Origin of the sequence: Salipiger sp. 1_MG-2023, assembly GCF_030547555.1 — a bacterium.
GTDB lineage: Bacteria > Pseudomonadota > Alphaproteobacteria > Rhodobacterales > Rhodobacteraceae > Salipiger.
The window spans coordinates 42,554-66,747 of the sequence record NZ_JAUOQN010000001.1 but is presented as its reverse complement, the minus strand read 5'-3'; the positions used below and the strand labels follow the sequence as shown (position 1 = coordinate 66,747).

The window sequence follows — 24,194 nt, the reverse complement described above, 5'->3', positions numbered from 1 at the left end:
AAGAAGCGCCGTGCGCCTGTCGCGTCAGTCGCGCTTGCCAGCGAAGCGGGTCTGCCAGTCGGTGCGTTCTTCGTCGGTGATCTTGCGGAAGGTCACGTCGGGGACATCGAAGGCGTGGCCTGCGGGCAGGGTTTGCAGCGCCGCGGCGACGTCATCGGGCCAGCTGTCATCGGTGGTCTTCAGCGCGGTGAGCAGCTGGGCCGCGGCGTCGGGGATGAAGGGGGCCGAGATCACCGCGTAGAGCCGGATCATGTTCAGCGCGAGGCGGATCTGTGCGGCGGCGGCTTCGGGATCGGTCTTGAAGGTGGTCCAGGGGGCGGCGTCTTGCAGGTATTCGTTGCCGAGCACCCAGGCCGCACGCAGGGCGGCGGCGGATTTGCGCACCTCGGCATGGGCCATGTGGGTTTCGTATTCGCGGATCCTTGCGGTGAGGTCGGCGATGAGCTGGTCTTCGCGCGGGCCGAGGCTGCCGCCGGTCGGAACCTGTTCGCCGAACTTGGCGCGGCAGAATTTGGTGACGCGGCTGGCGAAGTTGCCCAGCACGTCGGCCAGATCCTTATTCACCGAGGTCTGGAAATTCTCCCACGTGAATTCACTGTCGGAGGATTCGGGGGCGTGGCTCAGCAGCCACCAGCGCCAGTAATCCGCCGGCAGGATTTCCAGCGCCTGATCCATGAACACGCCGCGCCCGCGCGAGGTGCTGAACTGGCCGCCGTCATAGTTGAGGTAGTTGAACGATTTGATGTAGTCGACCAGCTTCCACGGCTCGCCCGAGCCAAGGATGGTGGCCGGAAAGCCCAGCGTGTGGAAGGGCACGTTGTCCTTGCCCATGAACTGGGTGTAGGTCACATCGCTTGCGCCCTTGTCGGTGCGCCACCAGCGCTGCCAATCCGTGCCTTTGCCTGCATCGACCCATTCCTGCGCGCAGGCGATGTATTCGATCGGCGCGTCGAACCAGACGTAGAAGACCTTGCCGTCCATGCCCGGCCAGTCCTGATCGCCCTTCTTGACCGGGATGCCCCAGTCGAGATCGCGGGTGATGCCGCGGTCTTGCAGGCCATCGCCGTCGTTCAGCCATTTCTTGGCAATTGAGGTGGTCAGGATCGGCCAGCCCTCGCGGGTGTCGATCCACTGTTCGAGCTGCTCCTTCATGGTGGACTGGCACAGATACAGGTGTTTCGTCTCGCGCATTTGCAGATCGGTCGCGCCCGAGATCACCGAGCGCGGGTTGATCAGCTCGACCGGGTCGAGCTGCTTGGTGCAATTGTCGCACTGATCGCCGCGCGCATCCTCGAAGCCGCAATTGGGGCAGGTGCCCTCGATGTAGCGGTCGGGCAGGAAGCGCCCGTCGGTGGGCGAATACATCTGGGTTTCGGTGACTTCGCGGATCATGCCGCGCTCGGCCAGCACCCTGGCAAAATGCTGGGTCAGGGCGTGGTTCTGCGGGCTGGAGCTGCGCCCGAAGTGATCGAAGGACAGGCGGAAGCCGTCTGCGATTCGGGCCTGCACCTCGTGCATTTCGGCGCAGTATTCCGCCACCGGCTTGCCAGCCTTGGCGGCGGCGAGCTCGGCGGGGGTGCCATGTTCGTCGGTGGCGCAGAGGAACAACACCTCGTCGCCGCGCGCCCGGTGGTAGCGCGCGAACAGGTCCGCGGGAAGCTGCGAGCCCACCAGGTTTCCAAGGTGCTTGATCCCGTTGATGTAGGGGATCGCCGAGGTGATGAGATGCCGTGCCATGATCTGCCTTTTCTCCGCGCCGCTTTGATCGCCGCTTTAACGGATCGGGCGGGCAGTGGAAAGATCAAGGCGCATGGGCTTGGCTTCTGTGGTCTGCCCGCTAGGTTGGCGGCAAGTTTCAGATCAGGAGTTCCCCCAAAATGAAGAAGAATCCGCTCGGCCGGACCGGTATCGAGGTGAGCGAGCTTTGCCTCGGCACCATGACCTTTGGCAACCAGACGCCGCCCGAGGAGGCCTTTGCCCAGATGGACAGGGCGCTGGAGGCTGGAATCAACTTTTTTGACACCGCCGAGATGTATCCGGTGAACCCGGTGAAGGCCGAGACCGTCGGGCGCACCGAGGAGATCATCGGTGACTGGATCGTGGCATCGGGGCGGCGCAAGGAGTTCGTGCTGGCGACGAAGCACACCGGGACGTCGAAGCTGGTGCGCGACGAGGCGCCGATTTCCTCGGAGACGATTCCGGGAGCGATCGAGGCCTCGCTGAAGCGGCTGAAGACCGATGTGATCGACCTGTACCAGTTTCACTGGCCGAACCGGGGGAGCTTTCACTTTCGTCAGAACTGGCGTTACGACCCGTCGGGGCAGGACCGCGCGACAACCGTTCAGCACATGGCGGATGCGCTGGGGGCGCTTGGCCGCGAGGTGGAGCGCGGCACGATTCGCGCCTTTGGCCTGTCCAATGACAGCGCCTGGGGCACCGCGATGTGGCTGCGCATGGCGGAGGAGGTCGGCGGGCCTCGGGTGGCGTCGATTCAGAACGAATATTCGCTGATGTGCCGGCTTGCCGATACCGATCTGGCCGAGTTGATGGTGAATGAGCAGGTTGGGATGCTGCCCTATTCGCCTTTGGCGGCGGGGCTTTTGACGGGCAAGTACCAGAATGGCGCGGTGCCGGAGGGCTCGCGCATGGCACTGAACGGCAACCTTGGCGGGCGCAAGAGCGACCGGGCGTTCCCGGCGGTCGAGGCGTATCTGCAGGTGGCGCGGGAGTTCGGGCTGGACCCGGTGCACATGGCGCTGGCGTGGTCGGCGCGGCGACCCTTCGTGGCGTCGTCGATCTTTGGGGCGACGACTCTGGCGCAGCTGGAGCATCTGCTGGGGGCCGTCGATGTGGTGCTGGGCGAGGAGTTGCTGGAGCGGCTTGACGCGGTGCACCGGGAGCATCCGATGCCCTATTGAACCGGCGCTGCACGCCGGGGGGCCAGCCCCCCGGACCCCCCGGAGTTCAGGGGCAAGATGAAGAAGGGGCGCGGGTCGATGGGCCGCGCCCCTTTTTCATTCGGCGGCGATGCCGTCGGTGAATTGCAGGCGCGCGAGGCGGGCGTAGAGGCCGCCTTCGGACACCAGCGCGTCGTGGGTGCCAATGGCGGCGATGCGGCCGTTTTCCATCACGACGATGCGGTCGGCCTTTTTCACCGTGGCGAGGCGGTGGGCGACGATGATCGTCGTGCGCCCCTGTGCCAGGGTATCGACGGCGGCCTGCACCGCGCGTTCGCTTTGTGCATCCAGTGCCGAGGTCGCCTCGTCGAGCAGCAGTACCGGCGCGTCGCGCAGGATGGCGCGGGCGATGGCGATGCGCTGTTTCTGCCCGCCTGACAGCATGACGCCGCGCTCGCCGAGGTAGGTGTCGTAGCCATCGGGCAGGGCGCTGAGGAAATCATGCGCGGCGGCGGCGCGGGCGGCGGATTCGATGTCGCTGTCGCTTGCGTCGGGGCGACCGAAGCGGATGTTCTCGCGCGCCGTGGCGGCGAAGATCACCGGGTCCTGCGGCACCAGTGCGATGTGCTGGCGAAAGGCGTCGCGGCCCATGTCGGCCAGAGGGATGCCGTCGAGTGTGATCTGCCCTGAGGCCGGATCGTAGAAGCGCTGGATCAGCTGCACGATGGTGGTTTTGCCGGCGCCGGAGGGGCCGACGAGGGCGATGGTTTCGCCGGGCTGGATGGTCAGGCTGACGCCGTCCAGCGCCGAGATTTCGGGGCGAGAAGGGTAGGCAAAATGGACATCCGTCAGCTGGATTTCACCGCGCACCGGGGCGGGCAGGGTACGGGGCGCTGCGGGGTCCTGCACCGGGTCTTCGGTTTGCAACAGCTCGACGAGGCGTTCGGTGGCCCCGGCGGCGCGTTGCAATTCGCCGAAGATTTCCGACAGGGCGGCGACCGCGCCTGCGACCATCACCGAATAGATCACGAATTGCACCAGCGCGCCGGCGCTCATGTCTCCGGCGCGCACGTCCCATGCGCCCATCCACAGCACGCCGACCACGCCGGAGAACACGAGGAAGATCACGATGGCGGTCATCGCTGCGCGCACCCAGATGCGGCGGCGGGCGGCGTCGTAGCTTTTTTCGGTGATCTCGCCGAAGGCGTTGCGCGAGATCGTCTCATGGGTGAAGGCCTGCACGGTCTGCACCGCCAGCAGCGCTTCGGCGGCATTGCCGGAGGAAGCGGCGATCCAGTCCTGATTCTCGCGGCTGAGGGTGCGAAGGCGGCGGCCCAGCGTCATGATCGGCACCACCACCACCGGTACGATCAGCAGCACGAGGCCCGTCAGCTTGGCCGAGGTCAGCAGCATCAGCACCAGCCCGCCCGCCATCATCAGCACGTTGCGCAGGGCGATCGACACCGATGAGCCGATCACCGACTGGATCAGCGTGGTGTCGGTGGTGATGCGGCTGAGCACCTCGCCGGTCATCACCTTTTCGTAGAACACCGGCGACAGGCCGATCACCCGGTCGAACACCGCCTTGCGAATGTCGGCCACCACACGTTCGCCCAGCCGGGTCACCAGCGCGTAGCGCAGCGCCGTGCCAGCGGCGAGCAGCGCGGCGATGCCGAGCGCGGCCATAAAGTAGCCGTTCAGCAGCGCACCGTCGGCATTGAAATTATCGACCACGCGGCGCACCGCGAGTGGCAGCGCCAGCGACACCGCGGCGGTCAGCATCAGCGCCAGCACCGCGGCGATCACCATGCCTCTGTAGGGCAACAGAAAGGGGGCCAGCGCGGACAGCGAACCGAGCTTGCGGGATTTGGCGCGGTCTTCCGCCGGGGCGGTTGCGGGGTTGCCTCTGGCCATGTGTCCTCCTGACGCGGTGCCGCGTTCCATTACCGCATCATTGTGCGAAAGGGGAGTCTTGCCGTGGTCTGTGGGAGGGAATGGAGCGGGCGGCGGGAATCGAACCCGCGTCATCAGCTTGGAAGGCTGAGGTCTTACCATTACACAACGCCCGCTCGGGCTGTTGTGCTGAGGTAAATCAAGCGCGCGCATGGGTCAAGACGTTGTCGTTCAATCCAGCGCCAGAACCTTGTCGCCGGGGCGTCGCAGGTGCGGGTTTGGCAGGCCGGTGCCGCTCAGGGCTTTGATCGGGTGCCGGGGGGCGCTAGGCTGCGCGGCATGGAGTTGCTGATCGTCGTTCATAGTCGCACCGGGGGCAGCCGCCAGATGGCCGAGGCCGCCGCCGAAGGCGCGCGTGGGGAGCTGCCGGTGCGGCTGATGGATGCCTGCGAGGCCGGGCCGGAGGATCTGTTGCAGGCGCAGGGCTATCTGTTCTGCGGGCCCGAGAATCTTGCCGCGCTGTCGGGCGCGCTCAAGGAATTCTGTGATCGCTGTTATTACCCGGTTCTGGGCCGGATCGAGGGGCGGGCCTATGCGCATATGGTCTGCGCCGGATCGGATGGCGAGGGCGCGGCGCGCCAGCTGGCGCGGATTGCCAAGGGCTGGCGGCTACGGGAGGCGCAACCGGCGCTGATCGTCAACACGCAGGCGCAGACCTCAGAGCAGATCCTTGCGCCCAAGCAGATTGGCTCGGCCGATCTGGGCCGGTGCTGCGAACTGGGCCAAGCGCTGGCGGCTGGTCTGGCGATGGGGATCTTCTAGCGGCGCGCCGGGACGAGCTGTTGCACGATGCCCACGGCGATCAGGTAGAGCGAGGTTGCCACCAACCCCCAATGCGCCCAGCTGCCGGGGAGAAAGTCGAACCATGCCGCCCAGCCTGCGCAGAGCGTCCACACCATGGCCACGGGCAGCGAAACGCAGCGCCAGCGTTCGGTGCGCACCGGGTGGATGAATTTCAGCGGCAGGAACATCGCCACGGACAGCACGGCCACCAGCCCAAGGATCACCCAGAAGCTTGGTTGCAGCGCGAACAACACCAGAATCAGCATGTTCCAGCAGCCGGGAAAACCGTGAAAGCTGTTGTCATCGGTCTTCATCCGGGTGTCGGCGAAGTACAGCGCCGAGGCGAAGGTGATGATGATGATCGCAATCCAGCCGGTCCAGCCCGGCAGCAGCCCCGATTCGAACAGCGCAAAGGCGGGGATGAACACATAGGTCAGATAGTCGATGATCAGGTCGAGCAGCACGCCGTCGAACCTTGGCGCATTGGCCTTGACGTCGTATTTGCGCGCCAGCGGGCCGTCGAGCCCGTCGACAAAGAAGGCGACCACCAGCCACAGGAACATCACCGACCAGCTTTCCTGCGCGGCGGCAAGCAGCGCGAGCATGGCAAAAACGGCCCCGGTGGCGGTGAACAGATGAACGGCAAGAGCACGGGATACGGGAGACATACGCCAGTGATGCCGCATCGGGGCGGCTATCGCAATTGCTCAAACGGCGCGCCCCCGCGTCGCGCCGGGACTGTGCGATTTGTGTCAGGCGGTCAGCCGGTTTCCCGATACGCCGGTGATGGTTGCGGTGACGATGCTGCCTTCGGCCTGGGGGGCGGCGAAATCGACCTCGGTGAACTGTTCGGTGCGGCCCATGTCGGGCGATTCCATCAAGATTCGGTGCTCTGCGCCCTGCTGCGCGGCAAGGTGGCGCAGCACGGCGGCGTCTCCGGCGGCGCGCAGGCGGGCCGCACGGTCCTTGATAACCTTGCCATCGACGCGCGACGGGATCTTCGCCGCCGGGGTGCCGGGGCGGGCGGAATAGGGAAAGACATGCAGCCATGTCAGGTGGCAGTCTTCGACCAGCTTCAGCGAGTTCTCGAAATGCGCTTCGGTCTCGGTCGGGAAGCCCGCGATGATGTCAGCGCCAAAGGTGATTCCGGGGCGCAGCTTGCGCGCCTCTTCGGCAAAGGCGATGGCATCGTCGCGCAGGTGGCGGCGCTTCATCCGCTTGAGGATCAGGTCGTCGCCATGCTGAAGGCTCAGGTGCAGATGCGGCATCAGGCGCGGTTCGGTGGCGATGGCGAGCATCAGGTTGTCATCGGCCTCGATGCTGTCGATGCTGCTGATGCGCAGGCGCGGCACGTCGGTCAGTCGCAACAGCCGCATCACCAGATCGCCAAGCCGCGGTGTGCCGGGCAGATCGGCGCCCCATGAGGTCAGATCGACGCCGGTCAGCACCACCTCGTTGAAGCCTTTCTGCACCAGCCGCTTGACCTGATCGACCACGACCCCGGCGGGAACGCTGCGCGAATTGCCCCGGCCATAGGGGATGATGCAGAAGGTGCAGCGGTGATCGCAGCCATTTTGCACCTGCACATAGGCGCGGCTACGGGTGCCGAACCCATCGATCAGATGCCCGGCGGTTTCCGTCACCGACATGATGTCGTTGACCTGAACCTTTTCGGTGTCGCCGATAAAGCCGTTCGACAGCCCCGCCCACGTGTCGGGCGACATCTTTTCGGTGTTGCCGATCACCGCGTCGACCTCGTCCATCGCGGCAAAGCTGTCGGGGTCGATCTGTGCGGCGCAGCCGGTGACGATCACGCGGGCCTCGGGGTTTTCGCGGCGTAGGCGGCGAATCTCCTGACGCGCCTTGCGCACCGCTTCGGCGGTGACGGCGCAGGTGTTGATGACCACCGCATCGCCAACGCCGGCCTCATCCGCGAGGCGCTTCATCGCCTCGGTCTCATAGGCGTTGAGCCGACAGCCCAGCGTGGTGAAGATCGGCGCGCTCATGATACGCTCTCCAGCCAGTGGCGCGTGAAACTGCCATCGAACACATGCGCGGTGGCGCCGGTCATCCAGACGCCATCCGCGCGCCAGTCGATGATCAGCGTTCCGCCATCCAGCTCGATGGTGACCTTGCGCCCGGTCAGCCCGCGCCGCGCCGCTGCAACCGCCGTGGCGCAGGACGACGAGCCAGAGGCCAGCGTCAGCCCCACGCCGCGCTCCCACACCCGCATCCGCAGGTGATCGGGCCCGATGAGGCTTGCGACCTGCACGTTTGTGCGCTGCGGATACAGCGGATGATTCTCATGCGGCGGGCCAAAGGCGGCAAGATCGACCGCCTCGGCATCGTCGACGAAAAAGGTGCAATGCGGATTGCCCATGCCGGTTGCCGTGGGCGCGCCGTCGATGGGCAGCTCCAGCGTTTCCATTTCGCGGGCGAGGGGGATCTCGTGCCAGTCCAGCTGCGGCTGGCCCATGTTGACCGAGGTCAGGCCGTTGCCCGCGTCCTGCGCCAGCAGCGTGCCACGCTCGGTGGTCAGCCGCAGCGCGGTCTTGCCGGTTTCGTCCATCAGAAAGCGCGCGATGCAGCGGGTGGCGTTGCCACAGGCCCCGGCGGTCGAACCATCGGCGTTGTAAAAGGTCAGCGCTGCGTCCTCGCCCGACTCGATCACGGCAAGCTGGTCGAACCCGATGCCGCGATGGCGGTCGGCGATGGCGCGGGCAAGATCGGGGGTGACCGTCACGCTATGGTCACGCGCATCGAGTACGACGAAATCGTTCCCGAGCCCGTGCATCTTCATGAAGGGCAGTCTGTTGGCGAAGCTGTTCATGGGCGCGGATATACGCCTCATGGGTGCGCCTTTCCAGAGCTCGTGAAAATAGCTTGGGAAAATTCGAAAAAAGGCATTGACCCCACCCGCCACAATTTCTAGAAGCCCCCCACACAGACAGTGGGCCGTTAGCTCAGTTGGTAGAGCAACTGACTTTTAATCAGTAGGTCGATGGTTCGAACCCATCACGGCTCACCACTGTGTCCTTAGGGTGAACTACCCTTTGGACGTTAAGCGAAACGGGCGATCCCTTGTGGGTCGCCCGTTTGCGTTTTCAACGGGTTGTCCGCAGGCGCCGATAGGCTATCCTCCGCGCCGGGACAGGAGACAGCATCATGACCGATCATCTGCGCTGGGGCATTCTTGGGGCCGCGAAATTTGCGCGCGAGCACATGGGGCCGGCGATCCACGCCGCCCGTGGCGGCACGCTGAGCGCCATCGCCACAAGCAGCCCGGACAAGGCCGCGCCCTTTGCCGAGATCGCCCCGGGTATCGCGGTGTTCGACAGCTACGAATCGCTGCTGGCGTCGCCGGACATCGACGCGGTGTACATCCCGCTGCCCAATGCGCTGCATGTCGAGTGGTCGGAAAAGGCGGCGCAGGCGGGCAAGCACGTGCTGTGCGAAAAGCCGGTGGCGATGGATGTGGCCGGGGTCGACCGGCTGATCGCCGCGCGCGAGCGCAGCGGTAAGCTGATCGCCGAGGCATGGATGATCGCGCATCATCCGCAATACGCCAAGGCGCGCGCCCTGCTGGACGAGGGCGCCGTTGGCCCGCTGCTGCGCATCGATTCGACCCACAGCTTCTTCAACGACGACCTTGCAAACATCCGCAACCGGCCGGACGCCGGTGGCGGCGCGCTTGGCGACATCGGCGTCTATGCTTTTGGCTCGGTCCGTCTGCTGACGGGGCAGGAGCCGCAAGCGATCCTCGCCGCCGAGATCGAGATGCAGAACGGCGTTGATGTGTCTGCGCATGTGATGGCGCGGTTCGCGGGGTTTCTTTATACCGGGCGGGTGTCGATGCGCGCCGCCCCGTGGCAGGAAATCGTGATCCATGGTGAAACCGGCGTGATCCGGATGCCGGTGCCCTACAATGCGCAGGTCTTTGGCGAGGCCCGCGTCGAGTTGCACCGCCCCGGCGGCCATGTGGAAACCTGGCGGTTCCCTCGCGAGAATCACTATGTTCTGCAGGTCGAAGCCTTCAACCGCGCCGTGCGCGACGGTGCCGACTGGCCCGTACCGCTGGAACAAAGCCGGGGCACCCGCGCGCTGCTGGATGCCATTCTCGCGGCGGCGGGCTGACATCCGCTCGCATCCCCATGGGAAAGCTAGTGCTTTCCTTTTATTCTGCGAGAGCTTAGTCTTTGCCAACAATGTTTCACGGCCAGGGAGGGTGACGTGGCAGACGACCTCAAACCGCTGCTGATAAAGCGCTATGCCAGCCGCCGTCTCTACAATACCGAGACGAGCGATTACGTGACGCTCGAAGACATCGCCGGGTTCATCCGCGATGGTCGGGACGTGCAGATCGTCGATCTGAAATCGGGCGATGACCTGACCCGGCAATATTTGCTGCAAATCGTTGCCGAACACGAATCACGCGGGGAATCGGTTTTGCCGATCAACGTGTTGACCGATCTGGTGCGCAGCTACACCACGACAGCCACCTCGGCGGTGCCGCAGTTTCTGGCTGCCAGCTTCGAGATGTTCCGCGACAGCCAGTCCAAATGGGCGGAAACCGTCTCCTCGAACCCGATGATGCCCAAGATTCCCGGTTTCGAGGCGATGCAGGCGCAGCAGGAGGCGTTTCTCAAGGCGATGACCGGGGGCATGGGAAACCAGTGGTCCGGGCCGGAAGCCGAAACCGAGGACGCTGAAGACCTCGAGACGGTCAAGAAACAGCTCGCCGAGTTGCAGGCGAAGCTCGCGAAGATCCAGAAATAATCTGCCCGCGGGGCAGGCAGGGGGCGGCCTTAGGCCGCCCCTTTTGCGTGTCAGGTGCCGTAGGCGCGGGTCTCGGACATGACCTGTTCGGCGGCGGTCACGAGGATATCGGCCACGGCAGCGCAATCCTCCAGCGTCAGGCGGGCGGGCAGGCGGGTGTCGCAGGCCGCTTCCAGCATGGCGCGGGTGCGCGGCAGCTCGGGCATCTCGGGCAGGAACTGCCAGTTCCAGAAGGCGCGGGCGTTGTCGCTCGACAGGCCGAAAACCTGCACCTTGACCCCCAGCGCGGCAGCGACATCGGCAAAGGCGCGCATCTCATCGCGAGTCATGTTCTGCAGGTTGAATTGCAGGGAATCCGGTGCCCGCTCTTCAGGGGGCAACTTGTCCGGGACATAAATCCATGGCGATCGATTGATCCGCTCGGCGACGAAATCATGGTTGCGCCGCCCGTCGAGGATGCGGCGCTCTACATGCGCCAGCTGCGGGCGGATCACCGCCGCCGACAGGTTCGACATGCGCAGATTGTACAGCGGCAGCTTGTTCTGCCAGCGTGCAAAGGCCTCGGCCAGCGCGCCGGTATTGTCGCCATGGGCCACGTGTTTCTTCCAGGTGTGCTCGTAAGCGCCAGACAGGATCACCGCCTGCGCCACGATATCCGCATCATCGGTGATCAGGATGCCGCCTTCGCCCGCGTTCACCAGCTTGTAGCTCTGAAAGCTGAAGCAACCGATGCGCCCGATGGTGCCGACCTTGCGCCCGCCCCAGACGGTGCCCAGCGAATGCGCCGCGTCCTCGACCACTGGAATGTCGCGCGCGTCGCACAGCGCCATGATCGCGTCCATGTCAGAGGTGTGGCCGCGCATATGGCTGATGATCACCGCCTGCACGCTGTCCAGTTTGGCTTCGAAATCGCCAAGGTCGATGCGGTAATTCTCGCCGACCTCACAGAGCACCGGGATGCAATCGGCATGAACGATGGCCGAGGGCACGGCGGCAAAGGTGAAACCGGGGATCATCACCCGCGCATCGCGCGGCAGGCCAAGCGCCTTGAGCGACAGGAACAGCGCCGCAGAACAGCTCGACACCGCCAGCGCGTAGCGGCTGCCCATCATCGCGGCGAACTCACGCTCCAGCAGCGCGACGGGGGCATCCTCTGGGGCGGTGTAGCGGAACAGATCGCCTGATTGCAAAAGGCGGTCGATCTCGGCGCGCGCCTCGGCAGGGATCGGCTCGGCGTCATGCATGTTTGGCAGGCTGCTCATATTTCAAATTCCCGAATGTCCGTTTCGGGAAATCTTAAACACGAGTTTCATGACAACCAAGTTAAAACCGGCCGGGGATCGGCCGGTCAGGGCGCCAGACGCTGCAAATCTGTGTCAGATGCCAAGCCGGTCACGCAGTGCGAACCATGTCATTGCAAGTTTCAACAAGGGCGTGCGCATGGACGGACCGCCGGGGAAGGGCGGGGTCGGCAGCGCGGCCATGGCATCGAATCCAGCGCTGCTGCCCTTGACCACCTCGGCCAAAAGCCGCCCGGCATGAACCGCGGTGCCGACACCATGCCCGGAATATCCCGCCGCCGCGAGCACATTGGGGCGCAACCTCTCCAGCAGCGGCAGGCGCTTCATGGTGATGCCCAGCGTGCCGCCCCAGGCGTAGTCCAGCCGCACATCCCTGAGCGAAGGGAAGATCTCCAGCATCGGTGCGCGCACCTTGGCGCGGATGTCCTGCGGGAATCGGTAGGAATAATTCTCGCCGCCGCCAAACAGCAGCCGCCCGTCCGGCGACAGGCGGAAGTAATTCACCACATGCCGCGAATCGGCCACGGCCACGTCGCGGGTCAACACCTCGGCCACCCGCGTGCGCAAAGGCTCTGTCGCAACGATGAAATTGTTGATCGGCATCACCCGTCGCGCCACCTTCGGCTGCAACGATCCAAGATAGCCGTTGCCAGCATAAACCACATGCCCGGCCCGCACTTTGCCTTGGGCGCTATGCACCACACATTCGGCCCCCTCGTCGACCGATCTGACATGCGAGCGTTCAAACACCCGCGCCCCCGCGCCAATGGCCGCCTGCGCCAACCCCTGCGCCAGCCGCAGCGGGTGCAGATGCGCCGCCCCCATGTCCAACACGCCGCCGCAGTAATCCGGCGACGGGCAGAGCGCGCGAAACGCATCTGCGTCCATCACCTCCATGTCGTAGTCATAGTGCGTCGCCATATGCTCGGCGTATTCATGCAGATGCGCCACATCGCCGGGGCGCGAGCCACACCACGCCACGCCGTCGCGCAGCTGACAGTCGATGCCGTGCTTTGCCACCAGCGCGCGCACCAGATCCTTGGCCTCTTCGCCAAGATCCCAGTACTTGCGCGCATCCGCAGCCCCGATCAGCCCCTCCAGCGACAATTGATCGACCCGCTGCCCGCTTCCAAGCTGCCCGCCATTGCGTCCCGAGGCGCCAAAGCCCACGCGATGCGCCTCCAGCACCACCACGTCCAGCCCGGCCTGCGCCATGTGCAGCGCCGCAGACAGCCCGGTAAACCCGGCCCCCACGATGCAGACATCCGCCCGCACCTCGCCCTGCAAGGGCTGATGCTCCTGCGCATGTAGCGCCGTCGCCGCGTACCAGCTTTCCGGATAGTGACCCTGCCGGTCATTCGAGAACAACAGATCCATCAGGCCCGCCCTTCATCTTGCCAAATAAACTCCGGGGGGTGAGGCGCGCAGGCGCCGAGGGGGGCTGGCCCCCCTGCCTCCCCCGCCACAGGCTCGGAGGTTGAGCATCTGCTGCTCACCTACACGTTGAGCAGCAGATGCTCACGTTCCCACGGCGAGATCACCGACAGGAATTCCTCGTATTCCGCCCGTTTCACGATGGCGTAGACCCGCGCGAATTCCGGCCCCATCACCTCGTGCAGCGCTGTCGCCTCATCCCACAGATCCAGCGCAGAGCCGAGCACCCGCGGGATGTCGCCTTCGCCCTCATAGGCGTCGCCGCGGAACTGCTTGGACGGGCGAACCTCTTCCATCATGCCAAGATAGCCGCAGGCCAGCGACGCCGCGATCCCCAGATAGGGGTTGCAATCCATCCCTGCCAGCCGGTTCTCGACCCGGCGCGCGTCAGGGCCCGACAGCGGGATGCGGATGCCGGTGGTGCGGTTGTCGCGCCCCCATTCAAGGTTGATCGGCGCCGCATGGCCCGGCACGTAGCGCCGATAGGAATTCACATAGGGCGCCATCACCGCCACGGCGGCGGGCATGTATTTCTGCAAGCCCCCGATGAAGTTGAAAAACGCATCGGTTTCGCCGCCCGCAGGGCCGGTAAAGATGTTCCGCCCGGTTTCCATATCCATCACCGAATGGTGGATGTGCATGGCCGATCCCGGCTCGTTGGCGATTGGCTTGGCCATGAAGGTGGCAAAGCAGTCATGGCGCAGCGCCGCCTCGCGGATCAGCCGCTTGAAATAGAACACCTCGTCCGCCAGCTTGACCGGATCGCCATGCCGCAGGTTGATTTCAAGCTGCCCCGCGCCGCCTTCCTGGGTGATGCCGTCGATCTCGAAGCCCTGCGCCTCGGCGAAATCGTAGATATCGTCGATCACCGGGCCGAATTCGTCGACGGCGGTCATCGAATAGGCCTGACGCGCGGCGGCGGGCCGCCCCGAACGGCCCATCATCGGCTGGATGTCCTTGGCCGGATCGAGGTTGCGCGCCACGATGAAGAATTCCATCTCCGGTGCCACGATCGGCTGCCAGCCCTGGTCCTCGTACAGTTTGCACACCCGCTTGAGCACGTTGCGCGGCGCAAACGGAATGGCATTGCCCTTGCGGTCATAGGCATCATGAATGACCTGAAGCGTCCAGTCCGCCGTCCATGGCGCGGCGGTGGCCGTGCTCATGTCGGGCTTCAGGATCATGTCGCGCTCGATAAAGCCTTCCTCGCCGGCAGCCTCGCCCCATTCGCCGGTGATGGTCTGGTAAAAGATCGAATCCGGCAGATGGAAATAGTCCTGGCGTTGAAACTTCGACGCCGGCACTGCTTTGCCGCGCGCGATGCCCGGCAGATCCGAAATGATGCATTCCACCTCGTCAAGCCGGCGGCCTTCCAGGTAGGCGGCGGCGGCATCGGGCAGGTTCGAGGTCGGGTGAGTCATGCGAGCCTCTTTTCCTTGAAGAAGGTGGCGAATTGCGCGCCGATTTCAGCACTGTCGAGCGGCATGTCCAGCTTGGCCGTGGCCTCGTCGACCAGCGCGGGCGGCACCACGCCGGGGGCACGGTGCACGATCAGCGCCTGGGCGAAATCGCGGCGGAATTCCGGGTGCGGCTGCACCGTGTAGGCATGGCCGGGGTAGTGGATCGCGGCATAGGGGCAAATCTCGGACGAGGCGACCACCTCGGCCCCCTCGGGCAGGGTGACAACCTGATCCTGATGCCACGCGTTTACCAGCCGCAGCCTGTCGCCATAGCGGTACAGCGTCGGGCCGACGACCCAACCTTGCTCGGATTTCTCGACCTTGCCTCCCAGCGCCTGCGCGATGATCTGATGGCCAAAGCAGACCCCGATCAACGGCTTGCCGCTGGCATAGATGGCGCGGATCAGCTCTTCGAGCGGCGCCATCCACGGGTGATTTTCGTAGGCGCCATGGCGCGAGCCGGTGATCAGCCAGCCGTCGGCGTCATCGGGGCCGGCGGGGAAGTTGCCGTTCACCACCTTCCAGGTTTCGAAGTCGAACCCGTGTCCGGCCAGCAGCGCCCGGAATTGCGCGTCGTAATCGCCAACCTCTTCGAGGATGACGTCCGGCACGAGGCCGGGCTGAAGGATGCCGATTTTCATGCAAGTACCAATGTTCGTGATGGGCCGACCGTAGACCCGCGCGCGTGGCGCGGGAAGGGGGGTCAGACGGTATCGAGATAGATTTCCACCTGCTCTGCGGGCGACAGCTCGGCCATGTAGTGCAGCTCTTGCCGCTTGGTCGCGAGGAAATAGCGGATCAGTCCGGGCGGAAGGATGCGCGGCATGATCGTGCTGGTCTCGAACGCATCCATGGCTTCGCCCCAGCTGCCGGGAATAAGCGGCATCTCCTGCGCATAGGCGTTGCCGGTGATCGGGGCGGGCGGCTCTGCCTGATCCTCGATCCCGATCAGAGCCGCGCCCAGAAGGGTCGCCAGCAGCAGATACGGGTTTACATCGCCCCCCGCCACACGGTGTTCGATGCGGCGTGCCTTGGCGCTGCCGCCGGGAATGCGGATCGCCGAGGTGCGGTTTTCGTAGGCCCATGAAATGCCGCAGGGGGCGTGATTTTCCGGCACCAGCCGCTCGTAGCTGTTCTTGTGCGGGGCAAAGATCAGCGTGCTGTCATGCATGGCATTGAGCAGGCCGCCCACGGCATGACGCAGTGTATCGGTGCCCTTGGGGCCGCCATCGTCAAAGATGTTGTTGCCGTCTTCGTCCATCACCGAGAAATGCACATGCATGCCAGAGCCGGGATAATCCTCATAAGGCTTGGCCATGAAGCTGGCGGCAAAGCCATGACGCCGGGCCAGACCGCGCACCAGCATCTTGAACAGCCACGCATCGTCGGCGGCGTGCAGCGCGTCGGCCTGATGCATCAGGTTGATTTCGAACTGGCCAAGCCCGGCCTCGGAAATCGCCTGATCAGCGGGAATGTCCATGTCTTCGCAGGCGTCGTAGAGATCGGTAAAGAAGGTGTCGAAGGCATCGAGCGCCCGGATCGACATCACCTCCGCCGCCTTGCGCCGCTTGTTCGACCGGGGCGACAGCGGCACCTGCAACGACTTGCCGCTGTCGTCGATCAGAAAGAACTCCAGCTCGATCGCCACCATCGGGGTCAGCCCGCGCGCCTTGTAGCGCTTGAGCACCTGCGCCAGCGCATGGCGCGGATCGCCCTCGAACGGGCGGCCGTCTTCAAGATACATCCAGATCGGCAGCAGGGCGGTGGGCGCCTCGAGCCATGGCATCGGCACAAAGCCGCGCTCGGTCGGGCGCAGTACGCCGTCGCGGTCGCCGGTTTCGAACACCAGCGGGCTGTCGTCGATGTCTTCGCCCCAGATGTCGAGGTTCATCACAGACAGCGGAAACCGGGTGCCTTCTTCGACCACCTTGTCGGCAAAGCGGGTAGGCACGCGCTTGCCGCGCATCTGCCCGTTGAGGTCCGAGGCCCCGACGCGGATCGTACGGACCTGCGGGTTCTTGCGCAGCCAGCTCTTGGGATCGTTCATGGGTCACCAGTGAGGAATATGATCAAATTCCACGGTAGCGGAGGCCGGGCTCTGTGGCAAGCGGCGGCTCGCCGTCGGGTGGCGCATTTGCCGCAATAGGCAATGCGCAGGCACCTCAGCGGATCAGATTCGGCCGGTAGCGGATTTTTTGCCGGCGTGCCTGCGGCAAGTGCCGGTTGAGACGCTGGTTGATCGCCCCGAACACCGCGATGACGATCAGCGTCAACAGGATGAAATAGCCCGCAAGGATCGGGTATGCCACGAACGGGTTGAAGGTCTTGTCGGCGAAATAGCTGGCATAATACAGCGCGTCGCCGCGTTGCTGCCATGCCGGAAAGCCACTGAAGAACACCAGCGTGGTGGCGTGGAACAGAAAGATCGCCTCGTTGGTATAGGCAGGCCATGCCAGCCGCAGCATGGTTGGCCAGACGATGCGCCGAAACCGCGACCAGCCGGTAAAGCCATAGGCATCCGCGGCCTCGATATCGCTCTTGGGAACCGACAACAACGCGCCATAAAAGATTTCGCCCGAATAGGCGGCGGTGTTGAAGAACAGCACGATCAGCGCCCCCAGCCAAGCCGAGGACAGCGGGTCGAACAGCGGCGAGACCGATTTCAGCGACAGGAACAGGAAGTAGGCGAAGAAAAACTGGATAAACAGCGGCGAGCCGCGAAAGACAAAGATGAACCATTCCGCCGCCTTGCGCAGCGGCGTCACCCGCGATGCCTTGCCAACCGCCAGCGCGGTCGCCAGAAAGAACCCGCAAAGCAACGCCGAAATGCCGAAATAGACGTTCCAGATCATCCCCGATCCGATCAGCACCACCTGCTTGCACAGAGTGAAATCATCGCGCGGCAACAGCCGCTCGCCAATGCCCAGCGAGCGCAGCCCGTAATCGGCCACCACATCCCAGCAACTCATGCCTCACCCCCAGTGCCCGGCAGGCGCTTCTTCTGGCCATAAATATCCCGGGGTGTGGGGCAGCGCCCCACTGCGACCTTCGCCAGAGGCATCACGCCGCCTTTCTTTGCGTTTCGCCGCCCAAGGTCGCCTGACCATGGGTGAGCCGCCTCATCAGCCGCGCCAGCACGATCTCCGACACCCGCGTGAAGCACAGGTAGAACACCAGCAGCGCCGCGAAATACCACACGCGCCAATCGCCATGCGGATAATCGGTGAAGCGCGCCGTCTTCGATCCGCCTAGTTCGCGTGCCCAGTAGACGATGTCCTCGACCCCGAGCAGGAACAGCAGCGGGGTGGCCTTGATCAGCACCATCCACAGGTTCGACAGGCCGGGCAGCGCATAAACCCACATTTGCGGGATCAGAATGCGCCAGAAGGTCTGGCGGTGCGACATCCCGTATGCCTCGGCGGTTTCAAGCTGGGCATGGGGCACCGCCTTCATCGCGCCGTACAGCACATTGGCGGCGAAGGCGCCAAATACGATGGCAAAGGTCAGTACTGCCAGCGAAAAGCCATAGATCTCGTGCCAGATCTGCGGCGACGAACTCAGCGGCAGCTTGGCCGCCGGGCAGACCACGAAATCATTGCCCTGACGGATGGCATCGGGCCAGTCGGGGCATTTCACCTGATGGCGTAGCCATTCGAACCCCTGATCCAGTGCGATCACGAAGAACAGGAAGAACGCGATGTCCGGAACCCCGCGCACCACCGCGATATAGCCTTGGCCCAGCCAGCGCAGCGGCGCAATTCGCGCGCGCGCGCCCATCGCCCCCAGAAACCCCATTCCCAACGCCACCGGCGCGGTGATCGCGAGCAGCAGCAGCACGGTCCCGAAAGAGCCGTAAAACGCCATGTGCTTGCCGGTTGTCAGATAACAGGCAAGCCAGCTTAGGCCCGTCAGGGCGGAAGGATCGGCGCAGGCGGTGAAGATGGCGGGCTCTCCGGTCAGGGATGCCCCGGCTGTTGCGCCGGGGCAAAAAGCATCAGAACTTGGGGCTGTCGGCGCCCAGATATTCGACGATCATGGCGTTGAGCGTGCCGTCATCCTTCATGCTCTGGATCGCCGCGTCGAATGTCTCGCGCAGCTCCGGGTCGGACTGGCGGAAGGCCATGCCGATGCCGCCGCCCAGTGGCACGTCATCGCCGACAAACATCACCTCGCCGCCGGATTCCTCGACCACCGGGATCAGGTAATCCTTGTCGGACAGCACCACATCGGCCTCGCCGGCCATCATCGCCGCGACGGTCTCGTCGGGGGTGGGGTATTCGACAAGGGTCGCGCCTTCCATCGTCGCCACATGCGCCGACTGGATGGTGCCGGTCTGCGCCGCGATCACTGCGGTTTCCAGATCGATCCCGTCCATCATCGCCGCAAAGGCCGAGGGCGACGGCGGGGTGTAGTTCTGGGTGAAGGCGACAACCTCTTCACGCTCAGGCGTGATCGACATGCCCGCGATGATGGCGTCGTAGTTGCCCGATACGAGGTTCGGAATGATCGAATCCCAGTCGTTGGTGACCCATTCGCAGGTCAGCTCGGCGCGCTTGCACAGCTCGTCGCCCAGAACGCGTTCAAAGCCATCGACCTCGCCCGCATCGTTGATGAAGTTGTACGGAGGATAGGCGCCCTCGGTGCCCAGCCGCACCACGTCCTGCGCCAGCGCCGCGCCAGCGCTCAGTGCCAGAACGGCGGTGCCGAAAAGGATCTTGTTCATCTTGTTCATCCCTTGGTTGGTATCGCCCACGGCTTACGCGTGGGTCGTGGATTTCAAAAAGCCTTGCAGGCGTTCCGATTTGGGCGCGCCGAACAGCGTCTGCGGCGGGCCTTCTTCCTCGATCAGGCCTTGATGCAGGAACACCACGTGATCGCTCACGTCTGCGGCCATCTTCATGTCATGGGTGACGATCAGCATGGTGCGGCCTTCTTCGGCCAGCGACTTGATGACCTTGATGACCTCCTGCTCGAGCTCGGGATCGAGCGCCGAGGTCGGCTCGTCGAACAGCAGCGCCTGCGGTTCCATGCACAGCGCGCGCGCGATGGCGGCGCGTTGCTGCTGCCCGCCCGACAACTGCGCGGGAAAGGCATCGCATTTGTCACCGATGCCGACCTTGTCGAGATAGGCGCGCGCGGCTTTCTCGACCTCGGCGCGGGGGCGGCGCAGCACCGTCACCGGCGCTTCCATCACGTTCTGAAGGATGGTCATATGGGCCCACAGGTTGAACTGCTGGAACACCATCGACAGGTTGGTGCGGATGCGCAGAACCTGCTTGGGATCGGCGGGGCGGCGGGCGTGGTCTTCGCCCTGCCATGCCACCGGCTCGCCATTGAACAGGATCTCGCCGCGCTGGCTGTCCTCCAGCAGGTTGCAACAGCGCAGAAGCGTCGATTTGCCCGACCCCGAAGAGCCGATCAGCGACACCACGTCGCCGCGATGGGCGGTGACATGCACGCCCTTGAGCACTTCGAGGCTGCCATAGGCCTTGTGGAGATTTCGGATCTCGATGACGGGGGTGGCGTTTGGCAAGCCATACCTCTGGGTCTTGATTGGTCGGTCAACGCAAACATGGGCGTAAAGCCGCGCCCAATGCAATGTGCAAAACAGCACCAAACGCAGGGTTTTCGCCGCGTCATGCGGCAGGCGCCCATGCGCGGGGCGCTTATGCCTCGCCCGATACCCGCTTGCGCGCCATCGCCGAGTCCACGTCGCTGATGCCCAGCAGGTTCGACACAAGGCGCAGCAGCGCGTCTTCTTCGGCCTCGCGCACGCCATCGGCCAGCACCACCTGCCACAGCGCCTCGATCACGCCGATGCGGTGCTGGTAATCCACCGCATCCTTGATCGCGCGGGTAAAGCGCACCGTGTCCGGGGCCTCGGCCTCAAGCGCCTCTGCCTCGCCGCGCAGCTTGCTCGCCTCGAACGGCGACAGGCCGTAGCGCTGCGCCACGATGCGGTCGATGCGGGCGCTTTCGGCGGCATCGTAGGTTTCGTCGGCCCGGGCGACGCGCACCAGAAGGGCCGTCAGCGCAAGCCGCGCGTCGGTGTCGGGAAGGCGGGTCGGGCCCGGCTCGGTGAGCCTGCGGAGGAAATCTGCGAACATGTCCCTGCATATAGCGCGGGGTTGCCCGGCGGGAAAGCGCCTCTCGCGCGGGCGTGAGGTTATAGCGTGTTCAGCAGCCTCTGGCGGTCGGGTTCGAGGGCATCGTCGCCAAGACCGAGATGTTCCTCGATCAATGCCACCAGCGCGGATTCGCGGGTGCCGGTGACGCCGTCGGCATGAACGACTTTCCACAGCGCTTCGGCGGCGGCACGGCGCTGCGCCAGCGGCACGGCGCCGCGGATGTGCTCGGCCATGGTTTCGATCTCCGGGCCGTGCAACGCGAGCTTTTCACATGTGGCGCGCATCCGCGCGGCCCTGACCGGGTCTAGCCCGCAGGCCTCGGCAAGGATGCGGTCGATCTGTTCGATTTCCTCGAACAGATAGGCCTGATCCGCCATTGCGACCTTGACCAGCAACGCCCCCAGCGCATGGCTGTAATCGAGTTCCGGCAACGGTGCGCCGGGCGCCTCTCCAAGGTGCAGCATCGCTTTCAGTCGCTCGAACATGGCTTTGGTCCTCTGGCCGGGGACGGGATCTTGCTGTGCCAGATCCTAACACGTTAGCGGGTGCGGTGGCAGAGAATTCAACCTTAGCTGGCGCGGCGTGATGCCGCGCTGTCATGGTCCTCGATGCCAAGAACGGCCTCGATCAGCGTTGCGATGCGCGGATCGCCCGGGCCGCAATACCCCCCGGCCACCAGTGCTTCGCACAGGCGGCGGGCCATGGCGCGGCGGTCGGTATTGCAGATCGCCTTGTGCAACAGCCTAGCGAAATCGCAGCCCGGCGGTGCGACGGCTTCGACCCGATCACAGGCTTCCAGCATCTCGGCGGCCTCGCGCGCGGTCAGGTCGTAACAATGGGCAAGAATCGCGGCCAGCGCGCCGGGGCGTGCGAAAAGCGCGGCATGATCGGTTTGCGCCGCGCGCAACAGCAGCGCGCCAAGCGCCAATGGCGCATCGCTCGGGTCAAATGGGGTGGCATTCGGAGCCGCCAGCCAGAACCTCAGATTGCGGCCCAAGTTGCTCGTTCCCCGAGGGATTGTGCGTGAAGATGTCCGGGCATGTCAGTCCTTTCCAGTTTACGCGGATACAATCTGGGGCGCGTGGCCAGTTGCGGCAATGGGCAAAATCGTGTCAGCGCACCGCGGCGCTGCCAAACCAGTGCCGCCCCGACGCAGTTGTGCAGAAACCCGCTGCAGGATGGCGGGGGGCTCTGACAAGGCAACCGGGGCCGGGGCGCTGGTCATCACGGTAGAATACACAGGATGGAGCGATCCGCTCAGCGTTTTCTGGCCGATGCAAACAGCCGGTCGATGCGGCGGGTCTCATCTGCCAGCCCCCAAGGCGGGTTGATCACGAACATGCCCGATCCGATCATCCGGTGGCCGTCGCGGATGGGTGGGAAATGCACCTCGTGGCGCAGGGCGCCGGGGTGGGCATCGGTCAGGGCGCGCAGCATCGGCTGATGCAGCCCCGAAGTCAGCACCGGGTACCAAAGCGCCAGCACCCCGACATTCCATTTACGTGCCACCTGCGCCAGAAAGCGCGGAATGCGGTCGTAGTCGTTCTTGACCTCGTAGGACGGGTCGACCAGCATCAGGCCCCGCCGTGGCTCGGGGGGGCACAGACTTTGTGCCAGCTCGAAACCGTCGGTGCGGTGGATGGCAACGCCGGGGCCGCTCAGCGCGCGTTCGAGCGCGGCGTGTTCCTGCGGGTGCAGTTCGGCCAGATGCAGACGGTCGATGTCGCGCAGCAGGGTGCGGGCGATCAACGGCGAGCCGGGGTAGGCGTCTGGCCCCTGCGCGTCGCGGATCTGGTACAGGGCCAGAGTATAGGGGTGATCCCTCGGCAGATCGCCTGACAAGGCACCGATGCCCTTTTCGGCCTCGCCGGTGCGCAGCGCCTCGGCGGCGGACAGATCGTATAGCCCGCGCCCGGCATGGGTTTCGATGTAGCTGATCGGCTTGGGTTTGCGCATCAGGTAATCGAGCATGTAGCCAAGCATCGCGTGTTTCTGCACATCCGCGAGGTTTCCGGCATGGTAAAGGTGCTGATAGGATAGCATGGCGGCTCCCAGAGGTGTTTGCCGTGGTTCTAGAGCATCGGAGTGCCGGTTGCGACCGCTGCTGGCAGACTGCCCGAGATTCCTTGCCGATCGCGTGCCGGGCGGGGGTGAGACCCGTCGCGGCGGGGCTTTGGTGGCAAGGGTGATCAGATCGCGCAGGCCATGTGCGGATTTATTGTCAGCCGGCACCCCGAAGATGGCGATACATGGAGGCGCGAGCGACTTTGTGTTGCGCGCCAATTGCATGGGCCTGAGTCGCAGGCCGATCCACTCGTTTTCAAAGGGCGATGGGGCCGGTGCCGCAGGCGAGCCAAGCGCCGGGTCGAGGCGTTGCGATGCGAGGGGCCAGCCCCTCGCGCTCCCCGGAGTTTAGGGGCAAGATGAAGGGCGGGCGCGGCGCTGTCAGGCCGGGGCCGGGATGTGCTGGATGGCGGTGAAGCCTTCGAATTTCGGTGTGCCTTCGTGCAATTTTCGGGTGCCTCCAGCGCGGGCATGGGCGGCGCGAAAGCTGTCGGAGCGGGTCCAGGTGCGGAAGGCGTCTTCGGATTCCCAGACGGTGTGCGAGGCGTAGAGGATCTGGCCGTCTTCCTCGGGCCCTTTGAGCATGTGAAAGGCGACGAAGCCGGGGTTTTCGTGCAGTCGGCTGTCGCGCGACAGCCAGAGCGCCTCGAAGGCGGCGGCGTTTTCGGACGTGACGGTGAAGCGGTTCATTGCGAGGTACATTCAGGGGCCTTTCCGGAGGGTGGCGCGGCGCGGATGTGCCAGCCGGACATTATCGCGATACGGTCGGCGAACATCGCCGTCAGTGTACGATCGTGCATCATGGCGATCACCCCGTCGCCAGCCTCGGCAAACTCGCGGGCGATCCGCATCACGTGCAGCTGGTGGGCAATGTTGAGCGCCGAGACCGGCGCGTCAAGGAAGAGTTGCGGCGGTCGTCTTTGCCCGCAGGCGCGCCGATCTGCGCCAGAATGCGGGCGAGCTGGGTGCGGCGTTGAAATCGACGTCGACATGGCCGTTCCGTCAGGCCAGGTTGAACACCGAGCGGACCACGGTGCTGACGGTGAAGAACACTGCGTGCTTTATCGTCGGCGCAATGTCGAAGGTCAGCAGCGTGTGTGCGCCAGCAACGCGCCGGGCGGTAGGGACACCGACCTTGCGCTGTTTCTACGAGATGAGCCTTGGCGGCTGGCCTATGATTTCGGCAGTTGGGTGTATACGGCAATTCTTGCCGATCATCGGCGATGTGGTCACGACAGTTCGCTGCATGGGGATGTCGAGAAACTCCGAAACATGGTTCGTCGGCGTGTCTCACGTCCCGTCCGGTCTGTTGACGCGGACGACACCGGTTTTGTGCCGGTGAACGGTTGCAATGCCCGGCGGTGGCATGTGAGCAGCGACAGCGGGCTCGATCATGTC

Annotated in this window: 24 protein-coding genes and 2 tRNA genes; 5 read left to right on the top strand and 21 right to left on the bottom strand. The window is 64.7% G+C overall.

Annotation, left to right across the window (positions count from 1 at the left end):
* Positions 1 to 24: 24 nt before the first annotated feature.
* Positions 25 to 1,737 (bottom strand): methionine--tRNA ligase, encoded by a 1,713-nt coding sequence (gene metG / locus Q4543_RS00315; protein ID WP_303435737.1) that lies wholly within the window; start codon positions 1,735 to 1,737, stop codon positions 25 to 27.
* Positions 1,738 to 1,877: 140 nt separating this feature from the next.
* Here metG and Q4543_RS00310 point away from each other — a divergent pair, with 140 nt between their 5' ends.
* The gene (locus Q4543_RS00310; RefSeq protein WP_303435736.1) at positions 1,878 to 2,918 is read left to right on the top strand and encodes an aldo/keto reductase; all 1,041 of its coding nucleotides are present in this window, start codon (positions 1,878 to 1,880) and stop codon (positions 2,916 to 2,918) included.
* Positions 2,919 to 3,014: 96 nt separating this feature from the next.
* Here Q4543_RS00310 and Q4543_RS00305 read toward each other — a convergent pair whose 3' ends face one another.
* Both Q4543_RS00305 and Q4543_RS00300 read right to left on the bottom strand, forming a co-directional pair.
* Positions 3,015 to 4,811: an ABC transporter transmembrane domain-containing protein gene (locus tag Q4543_RS00305; RefSeq protein WP_303435735.1), complete on the bottom strand. Its 1,797-nt coding sequence runs from the start codon at positions 4,809 to 4,811 to the stop codon at positions 3,015 to 3,017.
* Positions 4,812 to 4,892: 81 nt separating this feature from the next.
* Positions 4,893 to 4,966 (bottom strand) — tRNA-Gly (locus Q4543_RS00300).
* A gap of 163 nt (positions 4,967 to 5,129) precedes the next feature.
* Between Q4543_RS00300 and Q4543_RS00295 the strand changes: the two genes are divergently transcribed.
* Positions 5,130 to 5,612 (top strand): flavodoxin family protein, encoded by a 483-nt coding sequence (locus tag Q4543_RS00295; protein ID WP_303435883.1) that lies wholly within the window; start codon positions 5,130 to 5,132, stop codon positions 5,610 to 5,612.
* Here the strand turns inward: Q4543_RS00295 and Q4543_RS00290 are convergent.
* The 3 genes from Q4543_RS00290 to dapF all read right to left on the bottom strand — a co-directional run bounded on the left by Q4543_RS00290 (position 5,609) and on the right by dapF (position 8,484).
* The gene (locus Q4543_RS00290) at positions 5,609 to 6,301 is read right to left on the bottom strand and encodes a phosphatidylcholine/phosphatidylserine synthase (protein WP_303435734.1); all 693 of its coding nucleotides are present in this window, start codon (positions 6,299 to 6,301) and stop codon (positions 5,609 to 5,611) included. The genes Q4543_RS00295 and Q4543_RS00290 overlap by 4 nt on opposite strands.
* 84 nt (positions 6,302 to 6,385) lie before the next feature.
* On the bottom strand, positions 6,386 to 7,639 hold the full coding sequence (mtaB, locus tag Q4543_RS00285; protein ID WP_303435733.1) for a tRNA (N(6)-L-threonylcarbamoyladenosine(37)-C(2))-methylthiotransferase MtaB: 1,254 nt from the start codon (positions 7,637 to 7,639) through the stop codon (positions 6,386 to 6,388).
* Positions 7,636 to 8,484 carry a diaminopimelate epimerase gene (dapF, locus tag Q4543_RS00280; RefSeq protein WP_303435732.1) on the bottom strand — a complete coding sequence of 283 codons (849 nt, stop codon included), beginning with the start codon at positions 8,482 to 8,484 and terminating at the stop codon, positions 7,636 to 7,638. The genes mtaB and dapF overlap by 4 nt, the downstream gene beginning before the upstream one ends.
* Before the next feature lie 101 nt (positions 8,485 to 8,585).
* Here dapF and Q4543_RS00275 point away from each other — a divergent pair.
* The 3 genes from Q4543_RS00275 to phaR all read left to right on the top strand — a co-directional run bounded on the left by Q4543_RS00275 (position 8,586) and on the right by phaR (position 10,409).
* A tRNA-Lys gene (locus tag Q4543_RS00275) sits at positions 8,586 to 8,661 on the top strand.
* Positions 8,662 to 8,798: 137 nt separating this feature from the next.
* Positions 8,799 to 9,767, top strand: a complete 969-nt coding sequence (locus Q4543_RS00270) for a Gfo/Idh/MocA family protein (RefSeq protein ID WP_303435731.1) — start codon at positions 8,799 to 8,801, stop codon at positions 9,765 to 9,767.
* Between the two features lie 96 nt (positions 9,768 to 9,863).
* On the top strand, positions 9,864 to 10,409 hold the full coding sequence (phaR, locus tag Q4543_RS00265; RefSeq protein ID WP_216004266.1) for a polyhydroxyalkanoate synthesis repressor PhaR: 546 nt from the start codon (positions 9,864 to 9,866) through the stop codon (positions 10,407 to 10,409).
* 50 nt (positions 10,410 to 10,459) lie between these two features.
* Here phaR and Q4543_RS00260 read toward each other — a convergent pair whose 3' ends face one another.
* The 15 genes from Q4543_RS00260 to Q4543_RS00190 form a co-directional block, all read right to left on the bottom strand.
* Positions 10,460 to 11,671, bottom strand: a complete 1,212-nt coding sequence (locus Q4543_RS00260; RefSeq protein ID WP_303435730.1) for a DegT/DnrJ/EryC1/StrS aminotransferase family protein — start codon at positions 11,669 to 11,671, stop codon at positions 10,460 to 10,462.
* A gap of 114 nt (positions 11,672 to 11,785) precedes the next feature.
* The gene (locus Q4543_RS00255; RefSeq protein WP_303435729.1) at positions 11,786 to 13,087 is read right to left on the bottom strand and encodes an FAD-binding oxidoreductase; all 1,302 of its coding nucleotides are present in this window, start codon (positions 13,085 to 13,087) and stop codon (positions 11,786 to 11,788) included.
* 119 nt (positions 13,088 to 13,206) lie between these two features.
* Positions 13,207 to 14,565, bottom strand: coding sequence for a glutamine synthetase family protein (locus Q4543_RS00250; protein WP_303435728.1), 1,359 nt, complete (start codon positions 14,563 to 14,565; stop codon positions 13,207 to 13,209).
* Positions 14,562 to 15,245 carry a type 1 glutamine amidotransferase gene (locus Q4543_RS00245; RefSeq protein WP_303435727.1) on the bottom strand — a complete coding sequence of 228 codons (684 nt, stop codon included), beginning with the start codon at positions 15,243 to 15,245 and terminating at the stop codon, positions 14,562 to 14,564. The genes Q4543_RS00250 and Q4543_RS00245 overlap by 4 nt, the downstream gene beginning before the upstream one ends.
* 62 nt (positions 15,246 to 15,307) lie before the next feature.
* Positions 15,308 to 16,651, bottom strand: coding sequence for a glutamine synthetase family protein (locus Q4543_RS00240; RefSeq protein WP_303435726.1), 1,344 nt, complete (start codon positions 16,649 to 16,651; stop codon positions 15,308 to 15,310).
* A 115-nt stretch (positions 16,652 to 16,766) separates the two neighbouring features.
* The gene (locus Q4543_RS00235) at positions 16,767 to 17,573 is read right to left on the bottom strand and encodes an ABC transporter permease (RefSeq protein WP_303435725.1); all 807 of its coding nucleotides are present in this window, start codon (positions 17,571 to 17,573) and stop codon (positions 16,767 to 16,769) included.
* Positions 17,574 to 17,664: 91 nt separating this feature from the next.
* Complete coding sequence (locus tag Q4543_RS00230) at positions 17,665 to 18,546, bottom strand: ABC transporter permease (RefSeq protein WP_303435882.1); 882 nt, start codon at positions 18,544 to 18,546, stop codon at positions 17,665 to 17,667.
* 52 nt (positions 18,547 to 18,598) lie between these two features.
* Positions 18,599 to 19,327: a transporter substrate-binding domain-containing protein gene (locus Q4543_RS00225; protein WP_303435724.1), complete on the bottom strand. Its 729-nt coding sequence runs from the start codon at positions 19,325 to 19,327 to the stop codon at positions 18,599 to 18,601.
* A 33-nt stretch (positions 19,328 to 19,360) separates the two neighbouring features.
* Positions 19,361 to 20,137, bottom strand: a complete 777-nt coding sequence (locus Q4543_RS00220) for an ABC transporter ATP-binding protein (protein ID WP_303435723.1) — start codon at positions 20,135 to 20,137, stop codon at positions 19,361 to 19,363.
* 133 nt (positions 20,138 to 20,270) lie between these two features.
* Complete coding sequence (locus Q4543_RS00215; protein WP_216004275.1) at positions 20,271 to 20,711, bottom strand: TerB family tellurite resistance protein; 441 nt, start codon at positions 20,709 to 20,711, stop codon at positions 20,271 to 20,273.
* Positions 20,712 to 20,770: 59 nt separating this feature from the next.
* The gene (locus Q4543_RS00210) at positions 20,771 to 21,217 is read right to left on the bottom strand and encodes a TerB family tellurite resistance protein (RefSeq protein WP_303435722.1); all 447 of its coding nucleotides are present in this window, start codon (positions 21,215 to 21,217) and stop codon (positions 20,771 to 20,773) included.
* Positions 21,218 to 21,300: 83 nt separating this feature from the next.
* Complete coding sequence (locus tag Q4543_RS00205; RefSeq protein WP_303435721.1) at positions 21,301 to 21,729, bottom strand: hypothetical protein; 429 nt, start codon at positions 21,727 to 21,729, stop codon at positions 21,301 to 21,303.
* A gap of 260 nt (positions 21,730 to 21,989) precedes the next feature.
* A complete protein-coding gene (locus Q4543_RS00200; RefSeq protein ID WP_303435720.1) occupies positions 21,990 to 22,775 on the bottom strand; it encodes a 23S rRNA (adenine(2030)-N(6))-methyltransferase RlmJ in 786 nt (261 codons plus the stop codon).
* 402 nt (positions 22,776 to 23,177) lie between these two features.
* Positions 23,178 to 23,498, bottom strand: a complete 321-nt coding sequence (locus Q4543_RS00195; RefSeq protein WP_303435719.1) for an antibiotic biosynthesis monooxygenase — start codon at positions 23,496 to 23,498, stop codon at positions 23,178 to 23,180.
* On the bottom strand, positions 23,483 to 23,788 hold the full coding sequence (locus Q4543_RS00190) for a hypothetical protein (protein WP_303435718.1): 306 nt from the start codon (positions 23,786 to 23,788) through the stop codon (positions 23,483 to 23,485). The genes Q4543_RS00195 and Q4543_RS00190 overlap by 16 nt, the downstream gene beginning before the upstream one ends.
* Positions 23,789 to 24,194: the final 406 nt, after the last annotated feature.

Excerpts from the sequence above, each read along its gene's own strand:
- Q4543_RS00260 (WP_303435730.1), bottom strand. The coding sequence starts at position 11,671 with ATGAGCAGCCTGCCAAACATGCATGACGCCGAGCCGATCCCTGCCGAG.
- Q4543_RS00200 (WP_303435720.1), bottom strand. The coding sequence starts at position 22,775 with ATGCTATCCTATCAGCACCTTTACCATGCCGGAAACCTCGCGGATGTG.
- Q4543_RS00215 (WP_216004275.1), bottom strand. The coding sequence starts at position 20,711 with ATGTTCGCAGATTTCCTCCGCAGGCTCACCGAGCCGGGCCCGACCCGC.
- Q4543_RS00195 (WP_303435719.1), bottom strand. The coding sequence starts at position 23,498 with ATGTACCTCGCAATGAACCGCTTCACCGTCACGTCCGAAAACGCCGCC.
- Q4543_RS00235 (WP_303435725.1), bottom strand. The coding sequence starts at position 17,573 with ATGAGTTGCTGGGATGTGGTGGCCGATTACGGGCTGCGCTCGCTGGGC.
- Q4543_RS00290 (WP_303435734.1), bottom strand. The coding sequence starts at position 6,301 with ATGTCTCCCGTATCCCGTGCTCTTGCCGTTCATCTGTTCACCGCCACC.
- metG (WP_303435737.1), bottom strand. The coding sequence starts at position 1,737 with ATGGCACGGCATCTCATCACCTCGGCGATCCCCTACATCAACGGGATC.
- Q4543_RS00310 (WP_303435736.1), top strand. The coding sequence starts at position 1,878 with ATGAAGAAGAATCCGCTCGGCCGGACCGGTATCGAGGTGAGCGAGCTT.
- Q4543_RS00250 (WP_303435728.1), bottom strand. The coding sequence starts at position 14,565 with ATGACTCACCCGACCTCGAACCTGCCCGATGCCGCCGCCGCCTACCTG.
- Q4543_RS00295 (WP_303435883.1), top strand. The coding sequence starts at position 5,130 with ATGGAGTTGCTGATCGTCGTTCATAGTCGCACCGGGGGCAGCCGCCAG.
- Q4543_RS00245 (WP_303435727.1), bottom strand. The coding sequence starts at position 15,245 with ATGAAAATCGGCATCCTTCAGCCCGGCCTCGTGCCGGACGTCATCCTC.
- Q4543_RS00225 (WP_303435724.1), bottom strand. The coding sequence starts at position 19,327 with ATGAACAAGATCCTTTTCGGCACCGCCGTTCTGGCACTGAGCGCTGGC.
- mtaB (WP_303435733.1), bottom strand. The coding sequence starts at position 7,639 with ATGAGCGCGCCGATCTTCACCACGCTGGGCTGTCGGCTCAACGCCTAT.
- Q4543_RS00190 (WP_303435718.1), bottom strand. The coding sequence starts at position 23,788 with ATGTCGACGTCGATTTCAACGCCGCACCCAGCTCGCCCGCATTCTGGC.
- dapF (WP_303435732.1), bottom strand. The coding sequence starts at position 8,484 with ATGAGGCGTATATCCGCGCCCATGAACAGCTTCGCCAACAGACTGCCC.
- Q4543_RS00210 (WP_303435722.1), bottom strand. The coding sequence starts at position 21,217 with ATGTTCGAGCGACTGAAAGCGATGCTGCACCTTGGAGAGGCGCCCGGC.
- Q4543_RS00305 (WP_303435735.1), bottom strand. The coding sequence starts at position 4,811 with ATGGCCAGAGGCAACCCCGCAACCGCCCCGGCGGAAGACCGCGCCAAA.
- Q4543_RS00270 (WP_303435731.1), top strand. The coding sequence starts at position 8,799 with ATGACCGATCATCTGCGCTGGGGCATTCTTGGGGCCGCGAAATTTGCG.
- Q4543_RS00255 (WP_303435729.1), bottom strand. The coding sequence starts at position 13,087 with ATGGATCTGTTGTTCTCGAATGACCGGCAGGGTCACTATCCGGAAAGC.
- Q4543_RS00240 (WP_303435726.1), bottom strand. The coding sequence starts at position 16,651 with ATGAACGATCCCAAGAGCTGGCTGCGCAAGAACCCGCAGGTCCGTACG.